23 protein-coding genes are annotated in these 20,701 nt (G+C 67.3%); 9 read left to right on the forward strand and 14 right to left on the reverse strand.

Annotation, left to right across the window (positions count from 1 at the left end):
- The first annotated feature begins 1 nt into the window (after position 1).
- The gene (locus tag C2U58_RS10100; RefSeq protein WP_102945737.1) at positions 2–271 is read left to right on the forward strand and encodes an oxidative damage protection protein; all 270 of its coding nucleotides are present in this window, start codon (positions 2–4) and stop codon (positions 269–271) included.
- Between the two features lie 93 nt (positions 272–364).
- On the opposite strand, the gene C2U58_RS10105 is transcribed toward C2U58_RS10100, so the two are convergent.
- The 10 genes from C2U58_RS10105 to C2U58_RS20380 all read right to left on the reverse strand — a co-directional run bounded on the left by C2U58_RS10105 (position 365) and on the right by C2U58_RS20380 (position 7,353).
- Positions 365–802: a DUF6491 family protein gene (locus C2U58_RS10105; RefSeq protein WP_102945738.1), complete on the reverse strand. Its 438-nt coding sequence runs from the start codon at positions 800–802 to the stop codon at positions 365–367.
- Between the two features lie 86 nt (positions 803–888).
- Complete coding sequence (gene lolD / locus C2U58_RS10110; RefSeq protein WP_102945739.1) at positions 889–1,602, reverse strand: lipoprotein-releasing ABC transporter ATP-binding protein LolD; 714 nt, start codon at positions 1,600–1,602, stop codon at positions 889–891.
- A complete protein-coding gene (locus C2U58_RS10115) occupies positions 1,595–2,836 on the reverse strand; it encodes a lipoprotein-releasing ABC transporter permease subunit (RefSeq protein ID WP_102945740.1) in 1,242 nt (413 codons plus the stop codon). The genes lolD and C2U58_RS10115 overlap by 8 nt, the downstream gene beginning before the upstream one ends.
- 34 nt (positions 2,837–2,870) lie before the next feature.
- On the reverse strand, positions 2,871–3,308 hold the full coding sequence (locus C2U58_RS10120; protein ID WP_102945741.1) for a hypothetical protein: 438 nt from the start codon (positions 3,306–3,308) through the stop codon (positions 2,871–2,873).
- Complete coding sequence (locus C2U58_RS10125) at positions 3,259–3,507, reverse strand: succinate dehydrogenase assembly factor 2 (protein ID WP_102945742.1); 249 nt, start codon at positions 3,505–3,507, stop codon at positions 3,259–3,261. The genes C2U58_RS10120 and C2U58_RS10125 overlap by 50 nt, the downstream gene beginning before the upstream one ends.
- A 163-nt stretch (positions 3,508–3,670) precedes the next feature.
- Entirely contained in the window at positions 3,671–4,456 is a 786-nt protein-coding gene (locus tag C2U58_RS10130; protein ID WP_070209075.1) for a succinate dehydrogenase iron-sulfur subunit, read from the reverse strand.
- A 69-nt stretch (positions 4,457–4,525) separates the two neighbouring features.
- Positions 4,526–6,316: a succinate dehydrogenase flavoprotein subunit gene (gene sdhA / locus C2U58_RS10135; RefSeq protein WP_102945743.1), complete on the reverse strand. Its 1,791-nt coding sequence runs from the start codon at positions 6,314–6,316 to the stop codon at positions 4,526–4,528.
- A 31-nt stretch (positions 6,317–6,347) separates the two neighbouring features.
- Positions 6,348–6,734 carry a succinate dehydrogenase, hydrophobic membrane anchor protein gene (sdhD, locus tag C2U58_RS10140; protein ID WP_102945744.1) on the reverse strand — a complete coding sequence of 129 codons (387 nt, stop codon included), beginning with the start codon at positions 6,732–6,734 and terminating at the stop codon, positions 6,348–6,350.
- Positions 6,731–7,123 carry a succinate dehydrogenase, cytochrome b556 subunit gene (sdhC, locus tag C2U58_RS10145; RefSeq protein WP_070209072.1) on the reverse strand — a complete coding sequence of 131 codons (393 nt, stop codon included), beginning with the start codon at positions 7,121–7,123 and terminating at the stop codon, positions 6,731–6,733. The genes sdhD and sdhC overlap by 4 nt, the downstream gene beginning before the upstream one ends.
- Positions 7,124–7,179: 56 nt before the next feature.
- Positions 7,180–7,353, reverse strand: a complete 174-nt coding sequence (locus C2U58_RS20380) for a DUF1674 domain-containing protein (protein ID WP_084739082.1) — start codon at positions 7,351–7,353, stop codon at positions 7,180–7,182.
- Between the two features lie 39 nt (positions 7,354–7,392).
- Here C2U58_RS20380 and C2U58_RS10155 point away from each other — a divergent pair, with 39 nt between their 5' ends.
- On the forward strand, positions 7,393–8,256 hold the full coding sequence (locus tag C2U58_RS10155) for a folate-binding protein YgfZ (protein ID WP_102945745.1): 864 nt from the start codon (positions 7,393–7,395) through the stop codon (positions 8,254–8,256).
- Between the two features lie 137 nt (positions 8,257–8,393).
- Here the strand turns inward: C2U58_RS10155 and ugpC are convergent, their stop codons facing one another.
- Positions 8,394–9,488, reverse strand: coding sequence for a sn-glycerol-3-phosphate ABC transporter ATP-binding protein UgpC (gene ugpC, locus C2U58_RS10160; RefSeq protein ID WP_102945746.1), 1,095 nt, complete (start codon positions 9,486–9,488; stop codon positions 8,394–8,396).
- 330 nt (positions 9,489–9,818) lie between these two features.
- On the opposite strand from ugpC, the gene zwf reads away from it, so the two are divergent.
- The 5 genes from zwf to C2U58_RS10185 all read left to right on the forward strand — a co-directional run bounded on the left by zwf (position 9,819) and on the right by C2U58_RS10185 (position 15,868).
- Positions 9,819–11,258, forward strand: coding sequence for a glucose-6-phosphate dehydrogenase (gene zwf / locus C2U58_RS10165; RefSeq protein ID WP_102945747.1), 1,440 nt, complete (start codon positions 9,819–9,821; stop codon positions 11,256–11,258).
- Entirely contained in the window at positions 11,255–12,262 is a 1,008-nt protein-coding gene (gene glk, locus C2U58_RS10170; RefSeq protein WP_102945748.1) for a glucokinase, read from the forward strand. Before zwf ends, glk begins: the two co-directional genes overlap by 4 nt.
- Entirely contained in the window at positions 12,259–12,981 is a 723-nt protein-coding gene (gene pgl / locus C2U58_RS10175; RefSeq protein WP_102945749.1) for a 6-phosphogluconolactonase, read from the forward strand. Before glk ends, pgl begins: the two co-directional genes overlap by 4 nt.
- Before the next feature lie 48 nt (positions 12,982–13,029).
- Positions 13,030–14,946: a phosphogluconate dehydratase gene (edd, locus tag C2U58_RS10180; protein WP_102945750.1), complete on the forward strand. Its 1,917-nt coding sequence runs from the start codon at positions 13,030–13,032 to the stop codon at positions 14,944–14,946.
- A gap of 262 nt (positions 14,947–15,208) precedes the next feature.
- Entirely contained in the window at positions 15,209–15,868 is a 660-nt protein-coding gene (locus C2U58_RS10185; protein ID WP_102945751.1) for a bifunctional 4-hydroxy-2-oxoglutarate aldolase/2-dehydro-3-deoxy-phosphogluconate aldolase, read from the forward strand.
- Between the two features lie 70 nt (positions 15,869–15,938).
- Here C2U58_RS10185 and C2U58_RS10190 read toward each other — a convergent pair whose 3' ends face one another.
- From C2U58_RS10190 to ispG, 3 genes are all read right to left on the reverse strand, one after another.
- On the reverse strand, positions 15,939–16,586 hold the full coding sequence (locus C2U58_RS10190; RefSeq protein ID WP_102945752.1) for a response regulator: 648 nt from the start codon (positions 16,584–16,586) through the stop codon (positions 15,939–15,941).
- A gap of 224 nt (positions 16,587–16,810) precedes the next feature.
- Positions 16,811–17,518 (reverse strand): phosphatase PAP2 family protein, encoded by a 708-nt coding sequence (locus C2U58_RS10195; RefSeq protein WP_102945753.1) that lies wholly within the window; start codon positions 17,516–17,518, stop codon positions 16,811–16,813.
- Positions 17,499–18,764, reverse strand: a complete 1,266-nt coding sequence (gene ispG, locus C2U58_RS10200) for a flavodoxin-dependent (E)-4-hydroxy-3-methylbut-2-enyl-diphosphate synthase (protein ID WP_102945754.1) — start codon at positions 18,762–18,764, stop codon at positions 17,499–17,501. Before ispG ends, C2U58_RS10195 begins: the two co-directional genes overlap by 20 nt.
- 84 nt (positions 18,765–18,848) lie before the next feature.
- Here ispG and C2U58_RS10205 point away from each other — a divergent pair, with 84 nt between their 5' ends.
- Positions 18,849–20,075, forward strand: a complete 1,227-nt coding sequence (locus C2U58_RS10205) for an ATP-binding protein (RefSeq protein WP_070208867.1) — start codon at positions 18,849–18,851, stop codon at positions 20,073–20,075.
- The gene (locus C2U58_RS10210) at positions 20,072–20,644 is read left to right on the forward strand and encodes a response regulator transcription factor (protein ID WP_070208868.1); all 573 of its coding nucleotides are present in this window, start codon (positions 20,072–20,074) and stop codon (positions 20,642–20,644) included. The genes C2U58_RS10205 and C2U58_RS10210 overlap by 4 nt, the downstream gene beginning before the upstream one ends.
- Positions 20,645–20,701 lie beyond the last annotated feature (57 nt).

Raw genomic sequence — 20,701 nt, forward strand, 5'->3', positions numbered from 1 at the left:
CATGTCCCGCACCGTTTTCTGCCAGTACGAACAACACGACACCGAAGGCCTGGATTTCGTGCCCTATCCCGGCGATCTGGGCCAGCGCATTTTCAATGGCATCGGCAAGAGCGCCTGGAGCAAGTGGCTGGCGCACCAGACCATGCTGATCAACGAGAACCGCCTGTCGCCACGCGACCCGAAGCATCGCGCGTTCCTGGAAGAAGAGCTGGTGAAGTTCCTGTTCGCAGGTGGCGCTGAAAAGCCGGCCGGGTTCGTTCCGGAGGCGTAATCCACTGCTTCCCGTTCCGAAGCCATCGTAGTGCCGGCCGCTGGCCGGCTCCGTGCGATGGCGGATTCATGCAGAGCCGGCCGGCGGCCGGCACTACGGTTCGCGTTCTTCCACCTGGGCCTGGCGCATTTCCTGCTCGGAGGCGCGCAGCGCCTTGATGTCCAGCTTGCGGATGCTGCCAATGAAGCACGGCACGCTCGGGCCCTGGTTCGGATCGCGTATCAGCACCTTGTCGAACCGCGCGGAAACCTGGCCGGTGCGGCTGGTCAAGCCAATCGCAGTGGCGTAGCTCAGCCCGTAGCACGGACCCCGCAGCTCCATCAGGTAGGCCTCGCTGGGACGCGTCCACACCGCCAGCGCGCTGTCGCCCAGTTCTGTCCAGCCGCTGAGCGTGCCGAAGTACGGCATCGAGTTCTGCGGCGGGCCGGCGTGGGCGCGGTACAGGTCCAGCCGCTCGGCGCTGGTCAGCCGGCCGGTGGCGCAGCCAGCGAGCGTGAGACCCAGCACAGCGATGGCGATCAGCTTCTTCATGGCAGGTGCCTGCGAGGGGTTACCGCGATGATGCACCGGTCCGGGTCGACCGGCAGCGGTCGACCCGAAGCTGTTCAGCTGCCAGCTCAGACGTCGGCGTGGGCCAGCGCGTGCAGCCGCCCTTCGCGCAGCTCCAGTACCCGGTCCAGCTTGCGTGCCAGGCTGCGGTCGTGGGTCACCAGCACCAGGCTGGTGTGATGCGCGCGGTTGAGGTCCAGCATCAGCTCGAACACGGTGCCGGCGGTCTTGTCGTCCAGGTTGCCGGTCGGCTCGTCGCCGAGCACGCAGGCCGGACGGTTGACCAGCGCGCGCGCCACCGCCGCACGCTGGCGCTCGCCGCCGGACAGCTCGCCCGGCTTGTGCTCCAGGCGGTGGCCCAGGCCGACCGATTCCAGCAGCGCGTTCGCACGCTGACGCGCATCGTTGACCTCGGCGCCGGCCAGCAGCACCGGCATCATCACGTTTTCCAGCGCGGTGAACTCGGGCAGCAGGTGATGGAACTGGTACACGAAGCCCAGCGCGCGGTTGCGCAGCTGGCCACGCTGGCCGTCGGACAGCGAGGACATCTTCTGGCCGGCCACGAACACTTCGCCGGCGGTCGGCGTGTCGAGCCCGCCCAGCAGGTGCAGCAGGGTGCTTTTGCCGGCACCGGAGGCCCCGATGATGGCCACGGTTTCGCCGGCGGCCACGCTCAGGTCCAGCCCGTTGAACACCGGGGTCTGCATGCGGCCTTCGGCATAGGTCTTGGCCAGGCCCTGGGCACGGATTACTTCGTCGCCGCGGTTGATCGGCTCATTCATAACGCAGGGCCTCGGCCGGCTGGGTGCGGGCAGCGCGCCACGCGGGGTACAGGGTGGCGAGGAAGCTCATGACCAGCGCAACCACGGTGATGATGACGATGTCCGGGGTCTGCATGTCGGTCGGCAGGCCGGTGATGTAGTAGACGTCTTCCGGCAGCAGCTTGACGTTGAACAGCGACTCGATGGCGCCGAGGATGCGCTCCAGGTTCAGGGTCAGGGTGATGCCGCCGACCACGCCGAGCACGGTGCCGAAGATGCCGATCAGCGAGCCCTGCACCATGAACACCTGCATGACCCCGCCCGGGGTCAGGCCCAGCGTGCGCAGGATGGCGATGTCGGCCTGCTTGTCGGTGACCAGCATGACCTGCGAGGACACCAGGTTGAACGCGCCCATGGCGATGATCAGCGAGAGCAGGATGCCCATCACCACCTTCTCCATGCGCAGCGAGTGGTACAGGTTGGCGTTCTGCTTGGTCCAGTCGCTGACCCGGTAGGCACCACCGAGGTTCTGCGCGAGATCGACGCCGACGTCCAGCGCCTTGTCCATGTCATGCAGCTTCAGGCGCACGCCGGTCACCCCGTCCATGCGCAGCACGCGCTCGAGGTCGGCCATGTTGGCGTAAGCCACGCCGCGGTCGATCTCGTTGTAGCCGGCCTCGAAGATGCCGCTCACCGTGAAACGCTTCAGCCGCGGCATGGCGCCCATCGGCGTGCCCTGCACTTCGGCCAGGGTCACCAGCACGGTATCGCCCACGTCCACGCCGAGCCACAGCGCCAGCTCCTGGCCGAGCAGCAGGTTGTAGCTGCCTTCGGTAAGGCTGTCGAAGCTGCCCTTGGTGACCTTGGTGTTGATCACCGAGACCGCCGGTTCCAGCTTCGGATCGATGCCCTGCACGATCGCGCCCTGGACGCGCGGACCGCTGAGCATCGCCTGGATCTCGATGTACGGTGCGGCACCGGCCACGCGCGGATCCTTGTGCGCCATGTCGACGGTGCGCTGCCAGTCCGACATCGGCGCACCGTCGGTGGTCACCGTGGTGTGCGCGGTCATCTGCAGCAGGCGGTCGCGGATCTCCTTCTGGAAGCCGCTCATCACCGCCAGGGTGGTGATCAGTACGGTCACGCCCAGCGCGATGCCGAGGATCGAGGCCATGGAGATGAAGGAGATGAAGCCGTTGCGGCGCTTTGCCCGCAGGTAGCGCAGGCCGATGGAGACGGGTATGGGTTTGAACATGCAGGTACGCCGGACAGTTCAGGCTATGGTGCCATCACGGACGTGAACGGGAAATGGGACGGGCCTGGATCGCCAGTCGGAGTTCACGTCGCCGGGGTGCCGGCAGCGTGTCCGGCCAGAACAGGCAGGCCTGGCGGCGGCCGTCCAAGCGCCAGCGGAGCTCGAGCAGTGGGCCGCGGTCGTGCAGGGTAAGGCCTTCTACCGGCTGGCTATCGACACAGGCTGGACCTTCTCCGCTGGGGATGACGAAGGCGCGGGACGGGCGGCGGGCATGGCGCCAGCCCTGCCCTGCCGCCATCGCGGCGGCCAACAGGCCCGCCGGCCACTGCGCGGCGGCAGGCAGTGCCGTGGCGGTGGCCGCCCAAGGCATCAGCGCGGCGAACACCAGATGCGCGGCAAGCTGCCAGCGCGAGGGGCGCCACTCAAGCCGGCAGGGCGCCGATCTTGTTGAGGAGGGGGACGGCGTGGGCATGCGGGCACTGCTCGTATCCCATGAACCAGCGCCACAACTTATCGTCCTCGCAGTCGAGCAGGAACAGGAAAACCTCGCGCTCTTCGGTAGGGGCGGTGGGCCATTCGCGGTCCAGATACCGGCCGAACAGCTGGTCCAGTTCGCGCATGCCGCGGCGGCAGCGCCAGCGGAGTTTCTTCAGGAGGACGTCTTCTTCCATTTCGCTGGCTCCGGATACGGTAAAGCCACGCAGGGCGTGGCTCTACCGGGTAATCATTGGTGCGAGGGACACGCATGGCGTGTCTCTACGCGATCGGGCATTCCGGGCAACCCCGCGTAGTGACACGCCATGCGTGTCCCCGCGGTGCCCGAAGCACCCTTCATCAGGCGCGGCGCGCCATCATCAACTTCTTGATCTCGGCGATCGCCAGGGCCGGGTTCAGGCCCTTCGGGCAGGTCCGGGCGCAGTTCATGATGGTGTGGCAGCGGTACAGCTTGAACGGGTCTTCCAGGTCGTCCAGGCGCGCACCGGTGTCTTCATCGCGCGAGTCGATGATCCAGCGGTAGGCCTGCAGCAGGATCGCCGGGCCCAGGTAACGCTCGCCGTTCCACCAGTAGCTCGGGCAGCTGGTCGAGCAGCACGCGCACAGGATGCACTCGTACAGGCCGTCCAGCTTCTTGCGGTCTTCCGGCGACTGCAGGCGCTCGCGGTCCGGCGGTGCCGGGGTCTGGGTGCGGATCCACGGCTTGATCGACGCGTACTGCGCGTAGAAGTGGGTCAGGTCCGGCACCAGGTCCTTGACCACGCTCATGTGCGGCAGCGGGTAGATCGGCACTTCGGCCTTGCCGCAGTCGGCGATGGCGCGGGTGCAGGCCAGCGTGTTGGTGCCGTCGATGTTCATCGCGCACGAACCGCAGATGCCTTCACGGCACGACCGGCGGAAGGTCAGGGTCGGGTCGATCTCGTTCTTGATCTTGATCAGCGCGTCGAGAACCATCGGGCCGCAGGCGTCCAGATCGATCTCGTAGGTGTCGGTGCGCGGATTGCTGTCGTCGTCGGGACTCCAGCGGTAGACCTTGAAGGTGCGCAGGTTCTTGCCACCGCTCTTGGCGGGGAAGTGCTTGCCCTTCGTGATCTTGGAATTCTTTGGCAGGGAAAACTCGGCCATGGCTGCTCTCGTTGGCTCAGGCGGCCCGCGCCCTCAAGGCGCGGATTGCATGGTAGGCGGGGGTCGCGATCAGTACACGCGCGGCTTCGGCGGCACCACGGCAACCTCGTCGGTCAGCGTGTACATGTGCACCGGACGGTAGTCGAAGCTGCACTTGCCCTTGTCGTCGACGCTGACCAGGGTGTGCTTGTGCCAGTTGACGTCGTCGCGATCCGGATAGTCCTCGTGTGCGTGGGCACCGCGGCTTTCCTTGCGCTGTTCGGCCGAGTTGATCGTCGCCACCGCGTTGAGCAGCAGGTTGTTCAGCTCGTAGGTTTCGATCAGGTCGGAGTTCCAGACCAGCGAACGGTCGGTGACCTTCACGTCCTGGAACGAATCGAACACCTGCGCCATCTTCGCGCAGCCTTCCTTCAGCGTTTCGCTGGTACGGAACACCGCCGCGTCGGCCTGCATGGTGCGCTGCATGTTGTCGCGGATGACCGAGGTCGGGGTGTCGCCGTTGGCGTAACGCAGCTTGTCCAGCAGGCCCAGCGCCTTGTCGCAGGCATCGGCGGCCAGCGGCTTGTGCGCCGCGCCCGGCTTGATGGTCTCGGCGCAGCGGTTGGCCACCGCACGACCGAACACCACCAGGTCCAGCAGCGAGTTGGAGCCCAGGCGGTTGGCACCGTGCACCGAGACGCAGGCGGCTTCGCCGATCGCGTACAGGCCCGGCACCACGGCGTCGTTGTTGTCGCCGACCTTGCGCACCACTTCACCGTGGAAGTTGGTCGGAATGCCGCCCATGTTGTAGTGCACGGTCGGGATGACCGGGATCGGCTGCTTGTGCACGTCGACGCCGGCGAAGATGCGGGCGCTTTCGGCGATGCCCGGCAGCTTCTCGTCGATCACGCCCGGGCCGAGGTGGGTCAGGTCGAGCAGGATGTGGTCCTTGTGCTCGCCGACGCCGCGGCCTTCGCGGATCTCGATGGTCATCGAACGGGCCACCACGTCGCGCGAGGCCAGGTCCTTGTAATGCGGTGCATAGCGCTCCATGAAGCGCTCGCCGTTGCTGTTGCGCAGGATGCCGCCTTCACCGCGGACACCCTCGGTGATCAGGCAGCCGGCGCCGTAGATGCCGGTCGGGTGGAACTGCACGAACTCCATGTCCTGCATGGCGATGCCCGCACGCATGGCCAGGCCGCCACCGTCGCCGGTGCAGGTATGCGCCGAGGTGGCGCTGAAGTAGGCGCGACCGTAGCCGCCGGTGGCCAGCACCACGCCCTGGGCGCGGAACAGGTGCAGCGAGCCGTCGGACATGTCCAGCGCGAGCACGCCGCGGCAGGCACCTTCGTCATCGAAGATCAGGTCCAGCGCGAAGTACTCGATCATGAAGCGCGCGTCGTGCTTCAGCGACTGCTGGTACAGCGTGTGCAGCATGGCGTGGCCGGTACGGTCGGCCGCCGCGCAGGTGCGCTGCGCCGCCGGGCCTTCGCCGTACTTGGTGGTCATGCCACCGAACGGGCGCTGGTAGATCTTGCCCTCTTCGGTGCGGCTGAACGGCACGCCGTAGTGTTCCAGCTCGATGATCGCCGGAATGGCCTCGCGGCACATGTACTCGATGGCGTCCTGGTCGCCCAGCCAGTCCGAGCCCTTGATAGTGTCGTAGAAGTGGTAGCGCCAGTCGTCTTCGCCCATGTTGCCCAGCGCGGCGGAGATACCGCCCTGCGCGGCCACGGTGTGCGAACGGGTCGGGAAGACCTTGGTCAGGCAGACCGTCTGCAGGCCCTTGGCGGCAAGACCGAACGTGGCGCGCAGGCCGGCACCGCCGGCGCCCACCACGACCATGTCGTACTTGTGTTCCGTAATCTTGTAAGCGGACATCTAATCTGGATTCCTGTCTTGGTGCCTGGACTCAGGCAACGCCGAGCGCAATGCGGGCGACCGCAAAAACACTGACGATCGCGCCGAGCACGGCGATGAACTTCACCGTGGTCTGCAGCGCCAGGGCCAGCAGCGAGTTGTGGATGTAATCTTCCAGGATCACCTGCAGGCCGATCTGGGCGTGCCAGAACATGGCCACCAGGAAGCCGACCAGCAGGATCGCGTTCCACGGCTTGGCCACCGCGTCGGCGGCGGTCACGTAATCGGCGTTGAGCAGGCTGAGCACGAACACCAGGAACCAGATGGTCAGCGGGACCAGGGCGGTGGCGGTCAGGCGCTGCAGCACGAAATGCTCGGTGCCGGTCTTGGCCGCGCCAAGCCCGCGCACGTTCTTCAGCGGGGTACGGAACTTGTTCATGCGGCGGCTCCCACGAAGACATAGGCCCAGACCAGCGCGGTGATCACCAGGCTGGCGAACACCGAGATCCAGCTGCTGCGCACGAAGGCGGGAATGCTGAAGCCGATCGCAAAGTCCTGCACGATGTGGCGGATGCCGTTGCACAGGTGGTAGGCGAACGACCACGTCCATGCGAACAGGAACAGCTTTCCATACCAGCTGCCGGCGTGGCCGGTGAAGCAGTTCCAGGATTCAGGACCCATCATCAGGGCCAGCAGGCCGCCGGCGATGATCAAGGCTCCAACAGACAGAAAGATGCCGGTCGCTCGATGAAGAATCGAGGTGGCCATCTGGATCTGCCAGCGATACACCTGAAGGTGCGGGGAAAGGGGACGTTCTCTGGCGGCCATTCGCTGGGCTCGTTGTCTCGGCTGGGCGGCACAATGCCGCGTTGGCTCAATGCTGATCAGAAATCGATGCAGCGTCCGTTTTTCTCCCAATCTCCATACCGCACCGGATCAAGTCCGCCGCGGCCGCCGATTTCCACAGGCTCCACCGGGGTCGGGACGAGCGTCTGCTCCTCCGGCACCAGCGGGGCTTCAGGTTCGGAATCTGGAGTGGGGGTTGTTTGGCCTATCATGGGTGGTCTCGCAACGCACAAATTTTAGACCCCGTTCACGTGCCTGACAACCTGCCCCTCGATTTCATCGGTTTTCCGCGGCTTTCCGGTCACGCGCTGCTCAGTCTGCGCGGCGCGGATGCGGCGGTATTCGCCCACGCCCAGTTCTCCAGCGACGTCACTGCCCTGCCCGAGCGGCATTGGCAGTGGAGCGCGTGGTTGAGCGCCAAGGGCCGCACCCTGGCGGTGTTCCAGCTGTTGAAGGTGGACGCCGAGCACGTGCTGCTGGTGCTCGCCGACGGCGACGCCGATGCGATTGCGTCGCAGTTGCAGCGCTTTGTGTTCCGGCGGAAGGTCAAGGTGGAGGTGCGCAGCGACCTCTGGGTGGCCGGCAGCTTCACTGCGCCGGAAGCGGCCAGTGGCGCAGCAATCGCCGTTGACGGTGAGACGCTGGAGCTGGATGTGGGCAGCGATGCCCTGCCGCGTACGCTTAAGATTGGCCCGGCGCCGGCCGAGGCGCCCGCGCCGGACGCGGGCTTCGAGATGGCTTGGCGCCAGTCCGACCTGCGCTACGGTCTGCCGAGGCTTGCCGCCGACCAGCGCGAACAGTGGACGCCGCAGCAGCTGGGGCTGGACCGGTTGAACGGTTACAGCGTCAAGAAGGGCTGCTACCCGGGCCAGGAAATCGTGGCGCGCACCCATTTCCTGGGCAAGGCCAAACGCGCCCTGCAGCTGCTGCGCGTGGCCGACGGCGTGGAAAGCGGGGCCAAGGTGCAGCAGAACGGCGCCGACATCGGCACCGTGGCCAGCGTAGCCGGGGACCTGGCGCTGGCGGTGTTGCCGCTGGAGCTGGCCGAGGGCGCGTTGAGCGTGGGTGGCGTGGAAGCGCACGGCGTGCCGTTGCTGGACGGGCTCGCCCGCTGACGGGTTCCGTGGGACACGCATGGCGTGTCTCTACGCGCTTCGACCCACCACGCGTAGCGACACGCCACGCGTGTCCCACGCACCACCCGCACCGTTCGACCCATTGGCGGCGGCACGAACAACGTGCCGCCCTACCCTCAAACGTCGTGGTTCAACCGCTCGCCGCTGTCCGCATCAAAGAAATGCAGCCCCTGCGGCTGGATCGCCACGCGGATCGTGCCGCCCACCGCCGGCAACGCCTGCGGCGCCACGCGCATCACCAGCGCCTGGCTGCCGTGGGTCATGTTGACGAAGATCTCGTTGCCCACCGGCTCGATGCCGTCGATCACCGCCTCGAATGCAGTCGCATCGCCTGCCGCTGCCGGCTGCAGGTGCTCCGGGCGCACGCCCACGGCCAAGGTCCGACCGATCCAGGCCGGATCGATGGTCGCGTTGCCCAGCGGCGCACGCAGCGCACCGTCCTGCACCACGACACCTTCGACGCCCTGCTCCAGCCGCCCGCGCAGCACGTTCATCGCCGGGCTGCCGAGGAAGCCGGCCACGAACAGGTTGGCCGGGCGGTCGTACAGCGCCATCGGCGTGTCGATCTGCTGGATCACACCGTCCTTGAGCACCACGATCCGCTGGCCCAGGGTCATCGCTTCGACCTGGTCATGGGTCACGTAGATCATGGTGGTGCCCAGCTTGCGGTGCAGCTGCGCGATCTCGGTGCGCACGCTGTGACGCAGTTTGGCGTCGAGGTTCGAAAGCGGTTCGTCGAGCAGGAACACCGCCGGCTCGCGCACCAGCGCCCGGCCCAGCGCCACGCGCTGGCGCTGGCCGCCGGACATCGCCTTGGGCAGCTTGTCGAGCATCTCGGTCAGGCCCAGCGTCTGCGCGGCGTCGTTGACGCGCTTTGCAATCGTCGCCTTGTCGTGCCCGCGCAGCTTCAGCCCGAACGCCAGGTTCTCGGCCACGGTCATGTGCGGGTACAGCGCGTAACTCTGGAACACCATGGCGATGTCGCGGTCCTTGGGCGCCACGTCGTTGACCACCCGGTCGCCGATGCTCAGGGTGCCGCCGCTGATTTCCTCCAGGCCGGCGACCATGCGCAGCAGGGTCGACTTGCCACACCCCGACGGCCCGACCAGCACCATCAACTCGCCATCGGCCACTTCGAAGGTCGCGCCCTGCACGGCCACCTGGCCGTTGTCATACACCTTGCGCACGCCCTGCAACTGCACTTTTGCCATATCACCCATTCCAGTCCGCCCGCTGCCGGGCTGTTGTGCGGAACTGCCGTCGGCCCTCCCGATGGCAGGTCGATGGCGTGGTGCCGCATGACGGCGACCACTGCAATCGAATACAGTCTGCTCATTCTGCCATGTAAACGTTTTCACGTGGCAGTATCCAATGGTCGGTCATGACCACGTCGCACTCTGCCCGTGACATGCCCCATGATGAGCGGGTACGCGCCTGTTCATGTTGCAAAGCAGCAACCGGACATCGCGCCCCGCGGGACCCCCGAGAACATAGACGAGAAGCGATTGACAACGATGTCACCCGGATCTGAAACTCGAGCGATGCACGACACCCTCTTCCTGTTCGGCGCCACCGGCGACCTCGCCCAGCGCTATCTGTTCCCCTCGTTGCTGCGCCTCCTTGGCGACGGCCTGCTGGCGGAAAACTTCAAGATCCGCGCACTGGCGTTGTCCGCGCACGACACGGAAGCATTCCGCGACATCCTGCGCCCGCGCCTGCAGCAGGCCATGCCGAGTGCCAGCCAGGACGACATCCAGTCGCTGCTCGATCGCATCGATTACCGTTCGGTCGACCTGCGCGATGCGCAGTCGGTGGCCGACTCGGTGCGCGACCTGGTGCACGGCAACTGCGTGAGCTACCTGGCCATTCCGCCGGGCCTGTACATCTCCACCTGCGAAGGCCTGGCCCTGGGCGGCGCACTCGCCGCACCGCACCGGTTGATGCTGGAAAAGCCGATCGGCAGCGACAGCGAGAGCGCGCAGCAGATCCTGACCACCATCGGCCAGTGGATCGACGAAGACCGCGTGTTCCGCCTGGACCATTACCTGGGCAAGGCCGCGGTGCAGAACCTGATCGCGCTGCGCTTCGGCAACACGCTGCTCGAGGCAGTGTGGAACCGCAACTACATCGAGTCGGTGCACATCCTGGTCGCCGAGAGCGAAGGCGTGGATGGCCGCGATGCCTACTACGCACGCTCGGGCGCGCTGCGCGACATGGTCCAGAGCCACATCCTGCAGCTGCTGTGCCTGGTGGCGATGGAGCCGCCGGCGTCGCTGGAAGCCGACCGCATCCGCGACGAGAAGGTCAAGGTGCTGCGCGCTCTGCGCCCGCTGGATGCAAAGCACGCAGCGCGCGACAGCGTGCGTGGCCGCTACACCGCCGGCACCATCAATGGCCAACCGGCGCAGGCCTACCAGCCGCCGGAAGGCAGCGACGTGGAAACCTTCGTCGGTGTCACCGCGCACATCGACAACTGGCGCTGGTCCGGCGTGCCGTTCCACCTGGTCACCGGCAAGCGCCTGGCCGAACGCACCAGCCGCGTGGTGGTCACGCTCAAGCCGGTCACGCACTGGCTGTTCGAGCGCCCGGACCGTGGCAATGCCACGCCCAACCGCATCACCTTCCAGCTGCAGCCGCAGGAAAACATCGAGCTGGGCCTGATGAGCAGCCTGGCCGGCCCGGAATGGGGCGCGCTGGAACTGCACCCGCTGGAACTGGAACTGTCGGTGCCGACCGGCCTGCACCGCCGCATTGCCTACGAGCGCCTGTTCCTGGACGCGTTCAACGGCAACCATGCGCTGTTCGTGCGCGACGACGAAGTGCGCGCGGCCTGGGCCTGGATCGACAGCGTCAGCGATGCGTGGAAGGCGGCGGACCTGCCGCTGCAGCCCTATCCGGCCGGTGAGTGGGGCCCGGAACAGGCCTTCGGCTTCCTGCCTGCCGACGTGAACGCCGACGCCGCCCGCAAGGAACCGGCATGACGGTGTCGACCCAACCGGCGCTGGTCGCCGACATCGGCGGTACCAACGCCCGCTTCGCGCTGGCCGATACCAGCCTGGCCGCACCGCTGATCAACGACAGCATCCGCGAATTCGTGGTCGCCGATTTCCCGTCGCTGGGCGACGCCGCACGGCATTACCTGGAGCAGATCGGTGCGGAAGCGCAGCGCGGCGTGTTCGCCGTGGCCGGCCGCGTCGATGGCGATGAAGCGCGCATCACCAATCATCCGTGGGTGATCTCGCGGATGCGCACCGCGCACATGCTGGGCTTCAACGAGCTGCACCTGATCAACGACTTCGCCGCGCAGGCAATGGCGATCTCGCTGCTGCAGCCGCAGGACGTGGTCCAGGTCGGCGGCGCGGCGTGGGTACCGGGCAAGCCCGGCCAGCCGCGCAACTACGCGGTGATCGGACCGGGTACCGGGCTGGGCGTGGGCGGGCTGATCCTGCGCCACGGCCGCTGCTACCCGCTGGAAACCGAGGGCGGCCATGTCAGCTTCCCGCCGGGTACGCCGGAGGAAATCCGGATCCTGGAGATCCTGTCCGAACAGTTCGGGCGGGTCTCCAATGAGCGCCTGATCTGCGGCCCGGGCCTGGTCAACATCCATCGCGCGGTGTGCGAGATGGCCGATGTGGATCCGGGCCAGCTGCAGCCGGTGGACGTCACTGCGCGTGCACTGCACGGCGACCCGCAGGCGATGCGCACGGTGGATGTGTTCTGCGCGGTGTTCGGTGCGATCGCCGGCGACCTGGTGCTGATCCAGGGCGCCTGGGACGGCGTGTTCCTGACCGGCGGGCTGGTGCCGAAGATGCTCGATTCGCTGCAGCATTCGGGGTTCCGCCAGCGCTTCGAACACAAGGGCCGGTTCTCTTCGATCATGGCGCGGGTGCCGTCGCTGGCGGTAATGCATCCGCATGCCGGGCTGCTCGGCGCAGCCGCGTACGCCGCCGATCTTGAACGTGACCTGCCAGGAGGCGCTGCATGACTTCGCTTGAAAATTCGGATCGTTTCACCTTCGTCCGGCATGGCGATGCCGAGGCGTGGATCGAGGCGGTGGCTGCGGAAATGGCGCAGATCCTCAACCACGACATCGCCGAGACCGGCCGCGCACGCATGTTGCTGTCCGGTGGCTCGACGCCGGCGCCGGTGTACCAGGCGCTGGCCGAACTGGATGTGCAGTGGGACCGGGTGGAAGTCAGCCTGGTCGATGAGCGCTGGCTGTCGCCGCAGGACAGCGACAGCAATGCGTGGCTGGTGCGCGAGAACCTGCTCAAGCGCGCCGAAGGTGCACACTTCGATCCGCTGGTGCGGGTCGGCAAGCCCTTGCCGGAGTGCGTGTACGCGGCCAACCTGCAGGCCCAGCACAACCAGGCGCCCAGCGTCGCGGTACTGGGCATGGGCAACGACGGGCACACGGCGTCGCTGTTCCCGGGGTCGCGCGATCTGGCAAAAGCGCTGGAAAGCACCCTGCCCTACGCGGCACTGGATGCGACCGGGTGCCCGGGCGCGAACCAGTGGCCGCTGCGCATCACGCTGACCCCGCGTGGTCTGCGCACCTGCCGCCAGCGCCTGTTGCTGCTGCGCGGCAAGCAGAAGCTGGAAGTGCTGAAACAGGCGCTGGAAAGCAACAACGCACAGCTGTATCCCATCCTCAACGCGATCGACATCGACGGCCCGAAGCTGCGCATCCATTGGTGCGACTGAACGCATGCCACGTATTTCTTTTCGTCTTCTCATAGCCGGTAGTAGCCAATGAGCCTGCACCCCACCCTCCATGCCATCACCGAGCGGATCGTCAAGCGCAGCGCTGCGTCGCGCGCGGCCTACCTGGCCGGTATCGACGCTGCGCTGCGCGATGGTCCGTTCCGTTCGCGCCTGAGCTGCGGCAACCTGGCGCACGGTTTCGCTGCGTGCGGGCCGACCGACAAGAGCCGCCTGCGCGGCGGCGTGACGCCGAACCTGGGCATCATCACGGCGTACAACGACATGCTGTCGGCGCACCAGCCGTTCGAGCATTACCCGGAAATCCTGCGCGAGACGGCGCGCTCGCTGGGTGCGACGGCGCAGGTGGCCGGTGGCGTGCCGGCGATGTGCGACGGTGTCACGCAGGGTCGCGGCGGGATGGAGCTGTCGCTGTTCTCGCGCGATGTGATCGCGCAGTCGACGGCGATCGGGCTGAGCCATGACATGTTCGACAGCACGGTCTACCTGGGCGTGTGCGACAAGATCGTGCCGGGGCTGTTGATCGGGGCGCTGGCGTTCGGCCATCTGCCGGCGATCTTCCTGCCGGCCGGTCCGATGACGCCGGGCATTCCGAACAAGCAGAAGGCGGAGGTCCGCGAGCGTTACGCGGCGGGCCAGGCAACGCGCGAGGAGCTGCTGGAGGCGGAGTCGGCGTCGTATCACGGCGTGGGTACGTGCACGTTCTACGGGACGGCCAATTCGAACCAGACGCTGCTGGAGGCGATGGGGGTGCAGTTGCCGGGCGCGTCGTTCGTGAACCCGGAGACGCCGCTGCGCGATGCGTTGACGCGACATGCGGCGGCGCGGGCGCTGGAGATCAGTGCGCTGGGCGACGATTTCCGTCCGCTGGGGCGGTTGATCGACGAGCGGGCGATCGTCAATGCGGTGGTGACGCTGATGGCGACGGGCGGTTCGACCAACCACACGATCCACTGGATCGCGGTGGCGCGGGCGGCGGGCATCGTGCTGACGTGGGACGACATGGACCAGCTGTCGCAGCTGGTGCCGCTGCTGGCGCGGGTGTACCCGAACGGGGAGGCGGACGTGAACCGTTTCGCGGCGGCGGGCGGGACGGCGTTCGTGTTCCGGGAGCTGATGGATGCGGGGCTGATGCATGCGGACCTGGTGACGGTGGCCGAGGGCGGGATGCGGCAGTACACGCAGGATCCGGCGCTGCGCGAAGGCGGGCTGACGTGGATCGACGGGATCGCGGAAAGTGCGGACCGTGAGGTGGTGCGCGGGGTGGCGGAGCCGTTCGAGGCACAGGGCGGGCTGCGGCTGCTGCGCGGCAACCTGGGCCGTTCGCTGATCAAGCTGTCGGCGGTGAAACCGCAGTACCGGACGATCGAGGCGCCGGCGGTGGTGGTGGATGCGCCGCAGGTGCTCAACAAGCTGCACGCGGCGGGACTGCTGCCGCAGGATTTCGTGGCGGTGGTGCGTTACCAGGGTCCGCGTGCGAACGGGATGCCGGAGCTGCATTCGCTTGCGCCGCTGCTGGGGCTGCTGCAGAACCAGGGGCGCCGGGTGGCGCTGGTGACGGATGGTCGTCTGTCGGGTGCGTCGGGTAAGTTCCCGGCGGCGATCCACATGACGCCGGAGGCGTCGCGTGGCGGTCCGCTGGCGCGCATGCGCGAGGGCGACATGATCCGCCTGGATGGTGAAGCCGGCACGCTGGAGGTGCTGGTGGACGCGGCGGAGTGGGCAGCGCGCGAGCTGGCGCCGAACACGGCGCCGGCGGCGCACGATCTGGGCCGCAATCTGTTCGCGATGAACCGCCGTCTGGTGGGTCCGGCGGACCAGGGCGCGATTTCGATCTCGTGCGGGCCGGCGGCCGACGATGGCGATGTCTGGAATTACGACGCGGAGTACGAGCTGGGGCACGACGCTGCTGCAGCGCTTGCGCCGCATGAAGCCAAAGATGCCTGAACCGGTCGCACGGATGAACTGAAACGAAAAACGGCGTAGTGCCGGCCGCTGGCCGGCTCCACGGATGGCCTGACGCGAACGGCGGCGGTGGGGTTCGCCTGATGTGAGGCGACGGCGGGGGCCTCCTCCGCGACACGCCGTGAACCCATCCATGGGGGCTGCTAGAAAACATCCATGTTTTCTAGCGTCGCTACGGAGGCCCCCGCCGCCGCCTCACCACACATTTCGGCGCCTCGTTGGCGTCGGCGAATCGGGAAAAAACATGTCTATCGCTGAACACCAGAAACGCGCTGAATCCCTGCTGCTTGCTGCGGGCATCCTGCCGGTCGTTACCGTCCACACCCTCGACCAGGCCCGCGCGGTCAGCGCTGCCCTGCTCGAAGGCGGCCTGCCGGCCATCGAGCTTACTTTGCGCACCCCGGTGGCGATGGAAGCGCTGGCGATGCTCAAGCGCGAGCTGCCGGATGTGGTGGTGGGTGCGGGCACGGTGTTGACCGTGGAGCAGATGCAGCAGGCCATCGATGCGGGCGCGGATTTCCTGGTGACGCCGGGTACGCCGGCGCACATGGCCGATGCGTTGGCGGCGGCGCCGCTGCCGGTGGTGCCGGGTGCGGCCACGCCGACCGAGATGCTGGCGCTGTATGCGCGCGGGTTCCGGGTGTGCAAGCTGTTCCCGGCGTCGGCGGTGGGCGGGCTGGCGATGATCAAGGGCCTGGCTGGTCCGATCCCGGACCTGAAGCTGTGCCCGACCGGCGGCATTACGGAAACCACGGCGGCGGAGTACCTGGAGCAGAAGAACGTGGTCTGCATCGGCGGGTCGTGGATGGTGCCGAACAACTGGATCGAGAACGGCGAATGGGACAAGGTGCGCGAGAGCGCGGCGCAGGCGGCGAAGATTGTCGCGCGCGTTCGGTCGCATTGACGCCCCAATTCCGGCGTAACGATATATGCCCGGATTTTTCCGGGCATTTTTCTATGCGCTGTCTCAACGATTACATCGGCCGCGCCGGGTCCACCAGTCCGTATTGGCTGGCCATGCGTGCGAGCGCAATGTTGTCGTGGATGCCCATCTTCTCGAACAGGCGGGCCTTGTGGGTGTTGACGGTCTTGGCGCTCAGGCTGAGGCGCTTGGCGATGTCTTCCTGGCGCAGGCCCTGGGTCAGCAGGAGGGCGACTTCGAGTTCGCGCGGAGAGAGGGTGTCGAACGGGGACTGGCTGCCTTCAACGTTGGACAGTGCGAGGTTCTGGGCAATGCTGCTGCCCAGATAGCGGCGGCCGAGGGCGGCGTCGCGCACGGCGCGCAGCAGTTCCTGGGCGTCGCAGGCCTTGCCGATGTAACCGGAGGCGCCGGCTTCGAGCAGGCGCTTGGGCATGGGGCCGTCTTCGAGCACCGAAACGATCACCACGCGCGTGCCGTGGTCGCCGCGGATCACGCGTTCGGTCACTTCCATGCCGCTTACGCCGGGCAGGTGCAGGTCGCACAGCACCACGTCAGGGCGCAGCTTGCGGATCTCCGGCAGGGCGTCTTCGCCGGATTCGGCCTCACCCACTACTTCGATGTCTGTCTCGTTCGACAGGATCATCTTCATGCCGGTACGCACCAGCGCGTGGTCGTCCACCAGATACACTCGAATCGTCATCCCACCCACCCTGTTCCAAACGCTGCAATCCGGGGCAAGCCTAGCCCCGGGGTCCTGCGATAACAAGGAAGTTCGCTCCCCATCAGCGCGTTCTGATGCCCACATCACATACGAAGTGCATTACCCAAGACGCCGTCTTTCAAGCTGGGTCTTTTCGGTATACCGGGCCTATCGAAGTCCGCGGAAACCGTTGCCGCTTGCAGCCCGTTCCCTGCGGGCGGGTGTCAGTTCCGGCGGCGCCAGGGATGGCGGCGGCGGAACATCACCAGGAAGCACCCTACCACCCAAACCAGCGCGGCACACCACCCGGCCAGGATGTCGGAGGGGTAATGCACGCCCAGGTAGACCCGCGAGAGGCTGACCGAGCCGGCAAACAGCACGCCGAATACCACGGCCGGCCAGCGCCAGCGGGTGTTCCAGGCCAGCAGGACCAGCACGGCGGCCAGGGTCATCGAGCCCATGGCGTGGCCACTGGGGAAACTGTAGGTGCTTTCCGGGGCGATCGACTCCCACAGGGTCGGCCGGTCGCGCTGGAAGAACTGTTTGCTGCCGATGTTGAGCAACGCCGAGCCGGCGAAGCTGATCGCCGCGAAGCTGGCCTCGCGCCAGCGCCGGTACAGCAGCAGGGCCAGCACGATCAGGATGTCGCCGGGAATTACGCCCCACTGGTAGCCGATCTTCGAGATCAGCACGAAGGCGGCGTCCAGGCCGGGCCGGGCCACGTCGTGCATGCGCCACAGCAGCGGGGCGTCGAAATAGAACGCTTCCAGTTCATGCACGTCTTCGGCCAGCGCGACGAAACCGGCCAGCGGCAGCAGTACGCCGGCAAACAGCAGGAAGAAGCGCCAGGCATTGCGCGCCATCCAGTGGCGGAAGCCGGCGGCCGGTTCCGGCGCCGCCATGACCGGGGGCTTATCCGGCGTTTCTGACATAGGTGCGTTCGACGTAGGCGTCGATCAGTTCCACGAATTCCTGGGCGATGTTCTCGCCACGCAGGGTGACGGATTTCTCACCGTCCACGAACACAGGCGCCGACGGCGCTTCACCGGTACCCGGCAGCGAAATGCCGATGTTGGCGTGGCGCGACTCACCGGGACCGTTGACCACGCAACCCATCACCGCCAGGGTCATGTTTTCGGCACCCGGGTGGTTGATCTTCCACAGCGGCATCTTCTCGCGCACGTGGTTCTGCACGACCTTGGCCAGCTCCTGGAAGAACTCGGAGGTGGTGCGGCCGCAGCCCGGGCAGGCCGTGACCAGCGGGGTGAAGGCGCGCTGGCCGGTGGTCTGCAGCAGTTCCTGGGCGACGATCACTTCCTGGGTGCGCGACTGGCCCGGCTCGGGCGTCAGCGAAATGCGGATCGTGTCGCCGATGCCTTCCTGCAGCAGCACCGCCAGTGCCGCCGACGAGGCGACGATGCCCTTGCTGCCGATGCCGGCTTCGGTCAGGCCCAGGTGCAGGGCGAAGTCCGAACGCTGGGCCAGGTCGCGGTACACCGCGATCAGTTCCTGCACGCCACTGACCTTGGCCGAGAGCACGATGCGGTCGCGCGGCAGGCCCAGCTCCACGGCGGTATGCGCCGAGTCCAGCGCCGAACGGATCAGCGCTTCGCGCAGCACCCGGCCGGCGTCCCAGGGCTGGGCGCGGTGGTTGTTCTCGTCCATCAGGCGCGCGGCCAGCGACTGGTCCAGCGAGCCCCAGTTGGCGCCGATGCGCACCGGCTTGTCGTAGCGGATCGCGAACTCGATCAGCTGCGCGAACTGGGTGTCCTTCTTCTTGCCAAAGCCGACGTTGCCGGGGTTGATCCGGTACTTGGCCAGGGCTTCGGCACAGGCCGGTTCCTGGGTCAGCAGCTGGTGGCCGTTGTAGTGGAAGTCGCCGATCAGCGGGACCTCGATCCCCATCATCCGCAGCTTTTCCACGATGCGGGGAATGGCGGCGGCCGATTCGGGATTGTTCACGGTCAGCCGGACCATTTCCGAGCCGGCCCGCCACAGTTCAGCCACCTGCTTGACGCTGGAGGCCACGTCGGCGGTGTCGGTGTTGGTCATCGACTGCACCACCACGGGCTTGCCCCCGCCCACGACCACGCCGCCGATACGGACGGCCTGGGTCTGGCGGCGGGCCCACACGGTGGTGTCGGAAGGTTGGGTCGGTTGGCTGACGGCGTCGTGCATTGCCCATTTTAACGCACTCGCGCGGACCGGGCGCGGCCGATTGTCGCAGGCACGCCGGCGCGCAAGCGCATACGATGGCAGCCGATGACCGGTACCGACGCCCCCTTCCTCCGCACCCTGTGCAGCCTGCGCTGGCTGGCCGTGGCCGGCCAGGCCGCGACCATCCTGGTGGCCAGCCGGGTGCTGGGCCTGGAACTGCCGCAGCTGCCGCTGTGGTCGGGCGTGCTGGTGCTGATCCTGTTCAACCTGTACGCGCAGCTGCGGGTGCTGGACGACGACACCGCGCCGCTGACCGCGTTCTGCCACATCCTGGTGGACGTGGCGGTGCTGACCTGGATGGTGGGCTGGAGCGGCGGCGTGGCCAACCCGTTCGGCTCGCTGTTCCTGATCCTGATCGCGCTGGCGGCGCTGGCCCTGCCGGTGCGCTGGACGCTGGCGGTCGCGGCGGCGTGCCTGCTCGGCTACGCGGTCAGCGGGATCTTCGGCAAGCCGCTGCCGCACGGTTATTTCAGCGCGATGGACCTGCACCAGTGGGGCGTGGTCGCCAACTTCCTGCTTTCGGCCGCGGTCGTGCTGGCCTTCGCGACCCGGCTGGCGATGGCGCTGCGTCGCCGCGAACACGAAGTGGCGCTGCTGCGCGAGCGCTTCGCGCGCAATGAAGGCATCGTCGCACTAGCCACCCATGCCGCATCGGTCGCGCATGAGCTGAACACCCCGCTGGCGACGATGACCCTGCTCGCCGACGACATCGCCGACCAGACCGACAACCCCGAAGTACGCGACGACGTCGACACCCTGCGCGAGCTGCTGGTGCAGTGCCGGGAACGGGTGCTGGCGCTGGCGCGACCGGCGGCGGGACAGTCCAGCGCGCGCGACCGGGTGACCCTGCCGCAGGTGCTGGAACAGTGGCGCCTGGTGCGCCCGACCATCACGCTCAACCGCAATGACGACGCGCCGCTGCAGCTGCCACTGGACCCGGGCGTCGGGCACCTGCTGATGGTGCTGCTCAACAACGCCGCCGACGCCGGCGAACAGGCCGGGCGCCCGCAGGTGGACCTGAGCCTGCGCATCGAGGGCGCCGACCTGATCGGCGAGGTGCGCGACTACGGCCGTGGCTTCGACGCGCGCGACGCGGTGCTGCCCGGCACCTTGTTCAACAGCGGCAAGACCCAGGGCATGGGCGTGGGCCTGGCCCTGTCCCATGCCACCATCGAGCGCCTGGACGGCGAGTTGTGGATGCGCCCGGCCCAGGGGGCCGGCACCCGCGTCGGCTTCCGCCTGCCCCTGGCTGCACCGGAGAAACCCGAATGACTACTCCTGCCCTGCCCGGCGCCAGCCATGGCCTGCTGGTCGACGACGACGAACTGTACCTGCGCACGCTGCAGCGCAGCCTGGCCCGCAAGGGCCTGGAAACCATGACCGCCAGCGACATCGCCTCTGCGCTGGTGCTGGCCCGGCAGCAGCCGCCGGCCTACGCACTGATCGACCTCAAGCTCGGTTCGGAATCCGGGCTGGCATTGATCCAGCCGCTGCGGGCGCTGCGCGAAGACATGCGCATCCTGCTGGTGACCGGCTACGCCAGCATCGCCACTGCGGTGGAGGCGATCAAACTGGGCGCCGACGACTACCTGCCCAAGCCGGCTACGGTGCCGATGATCCTGCGCGCACTGGGCGAGGAAGACGACGGCCCTGCAGACGACGGCGAAATGGAACCACCGGATGCGATGACCCCGATCAGCCGCCTGCAGTGGGAACACATCCAGCAGGCGATGCATGAGACGGGCGGGAATGTGTCGGCGGCGGCGAGGTTGCTGGGCATGCATCGGCGCTCGTTGCAGCGGAAGCTGGCGAAAAGACCGAGCCCCGAGCGTCCGGGATAACCCGGGCTCTGCTCGAACCTCGCATTGCCCGAATCCCGACGTAGTGCCGGCCGCTGG

The organism is Stenotrophomonas sp. VV52 (assembly GCF_002893095.1).
In the GTDB taxonomy this organism is placed as follows: domain Bacteria; phylum Pseudomonadota; class Gammaproteobacteria; order Xanthomonadales; family Xanthomonadaceae; genus Stenotrophomonas; species Stenotrophomonas aracearum.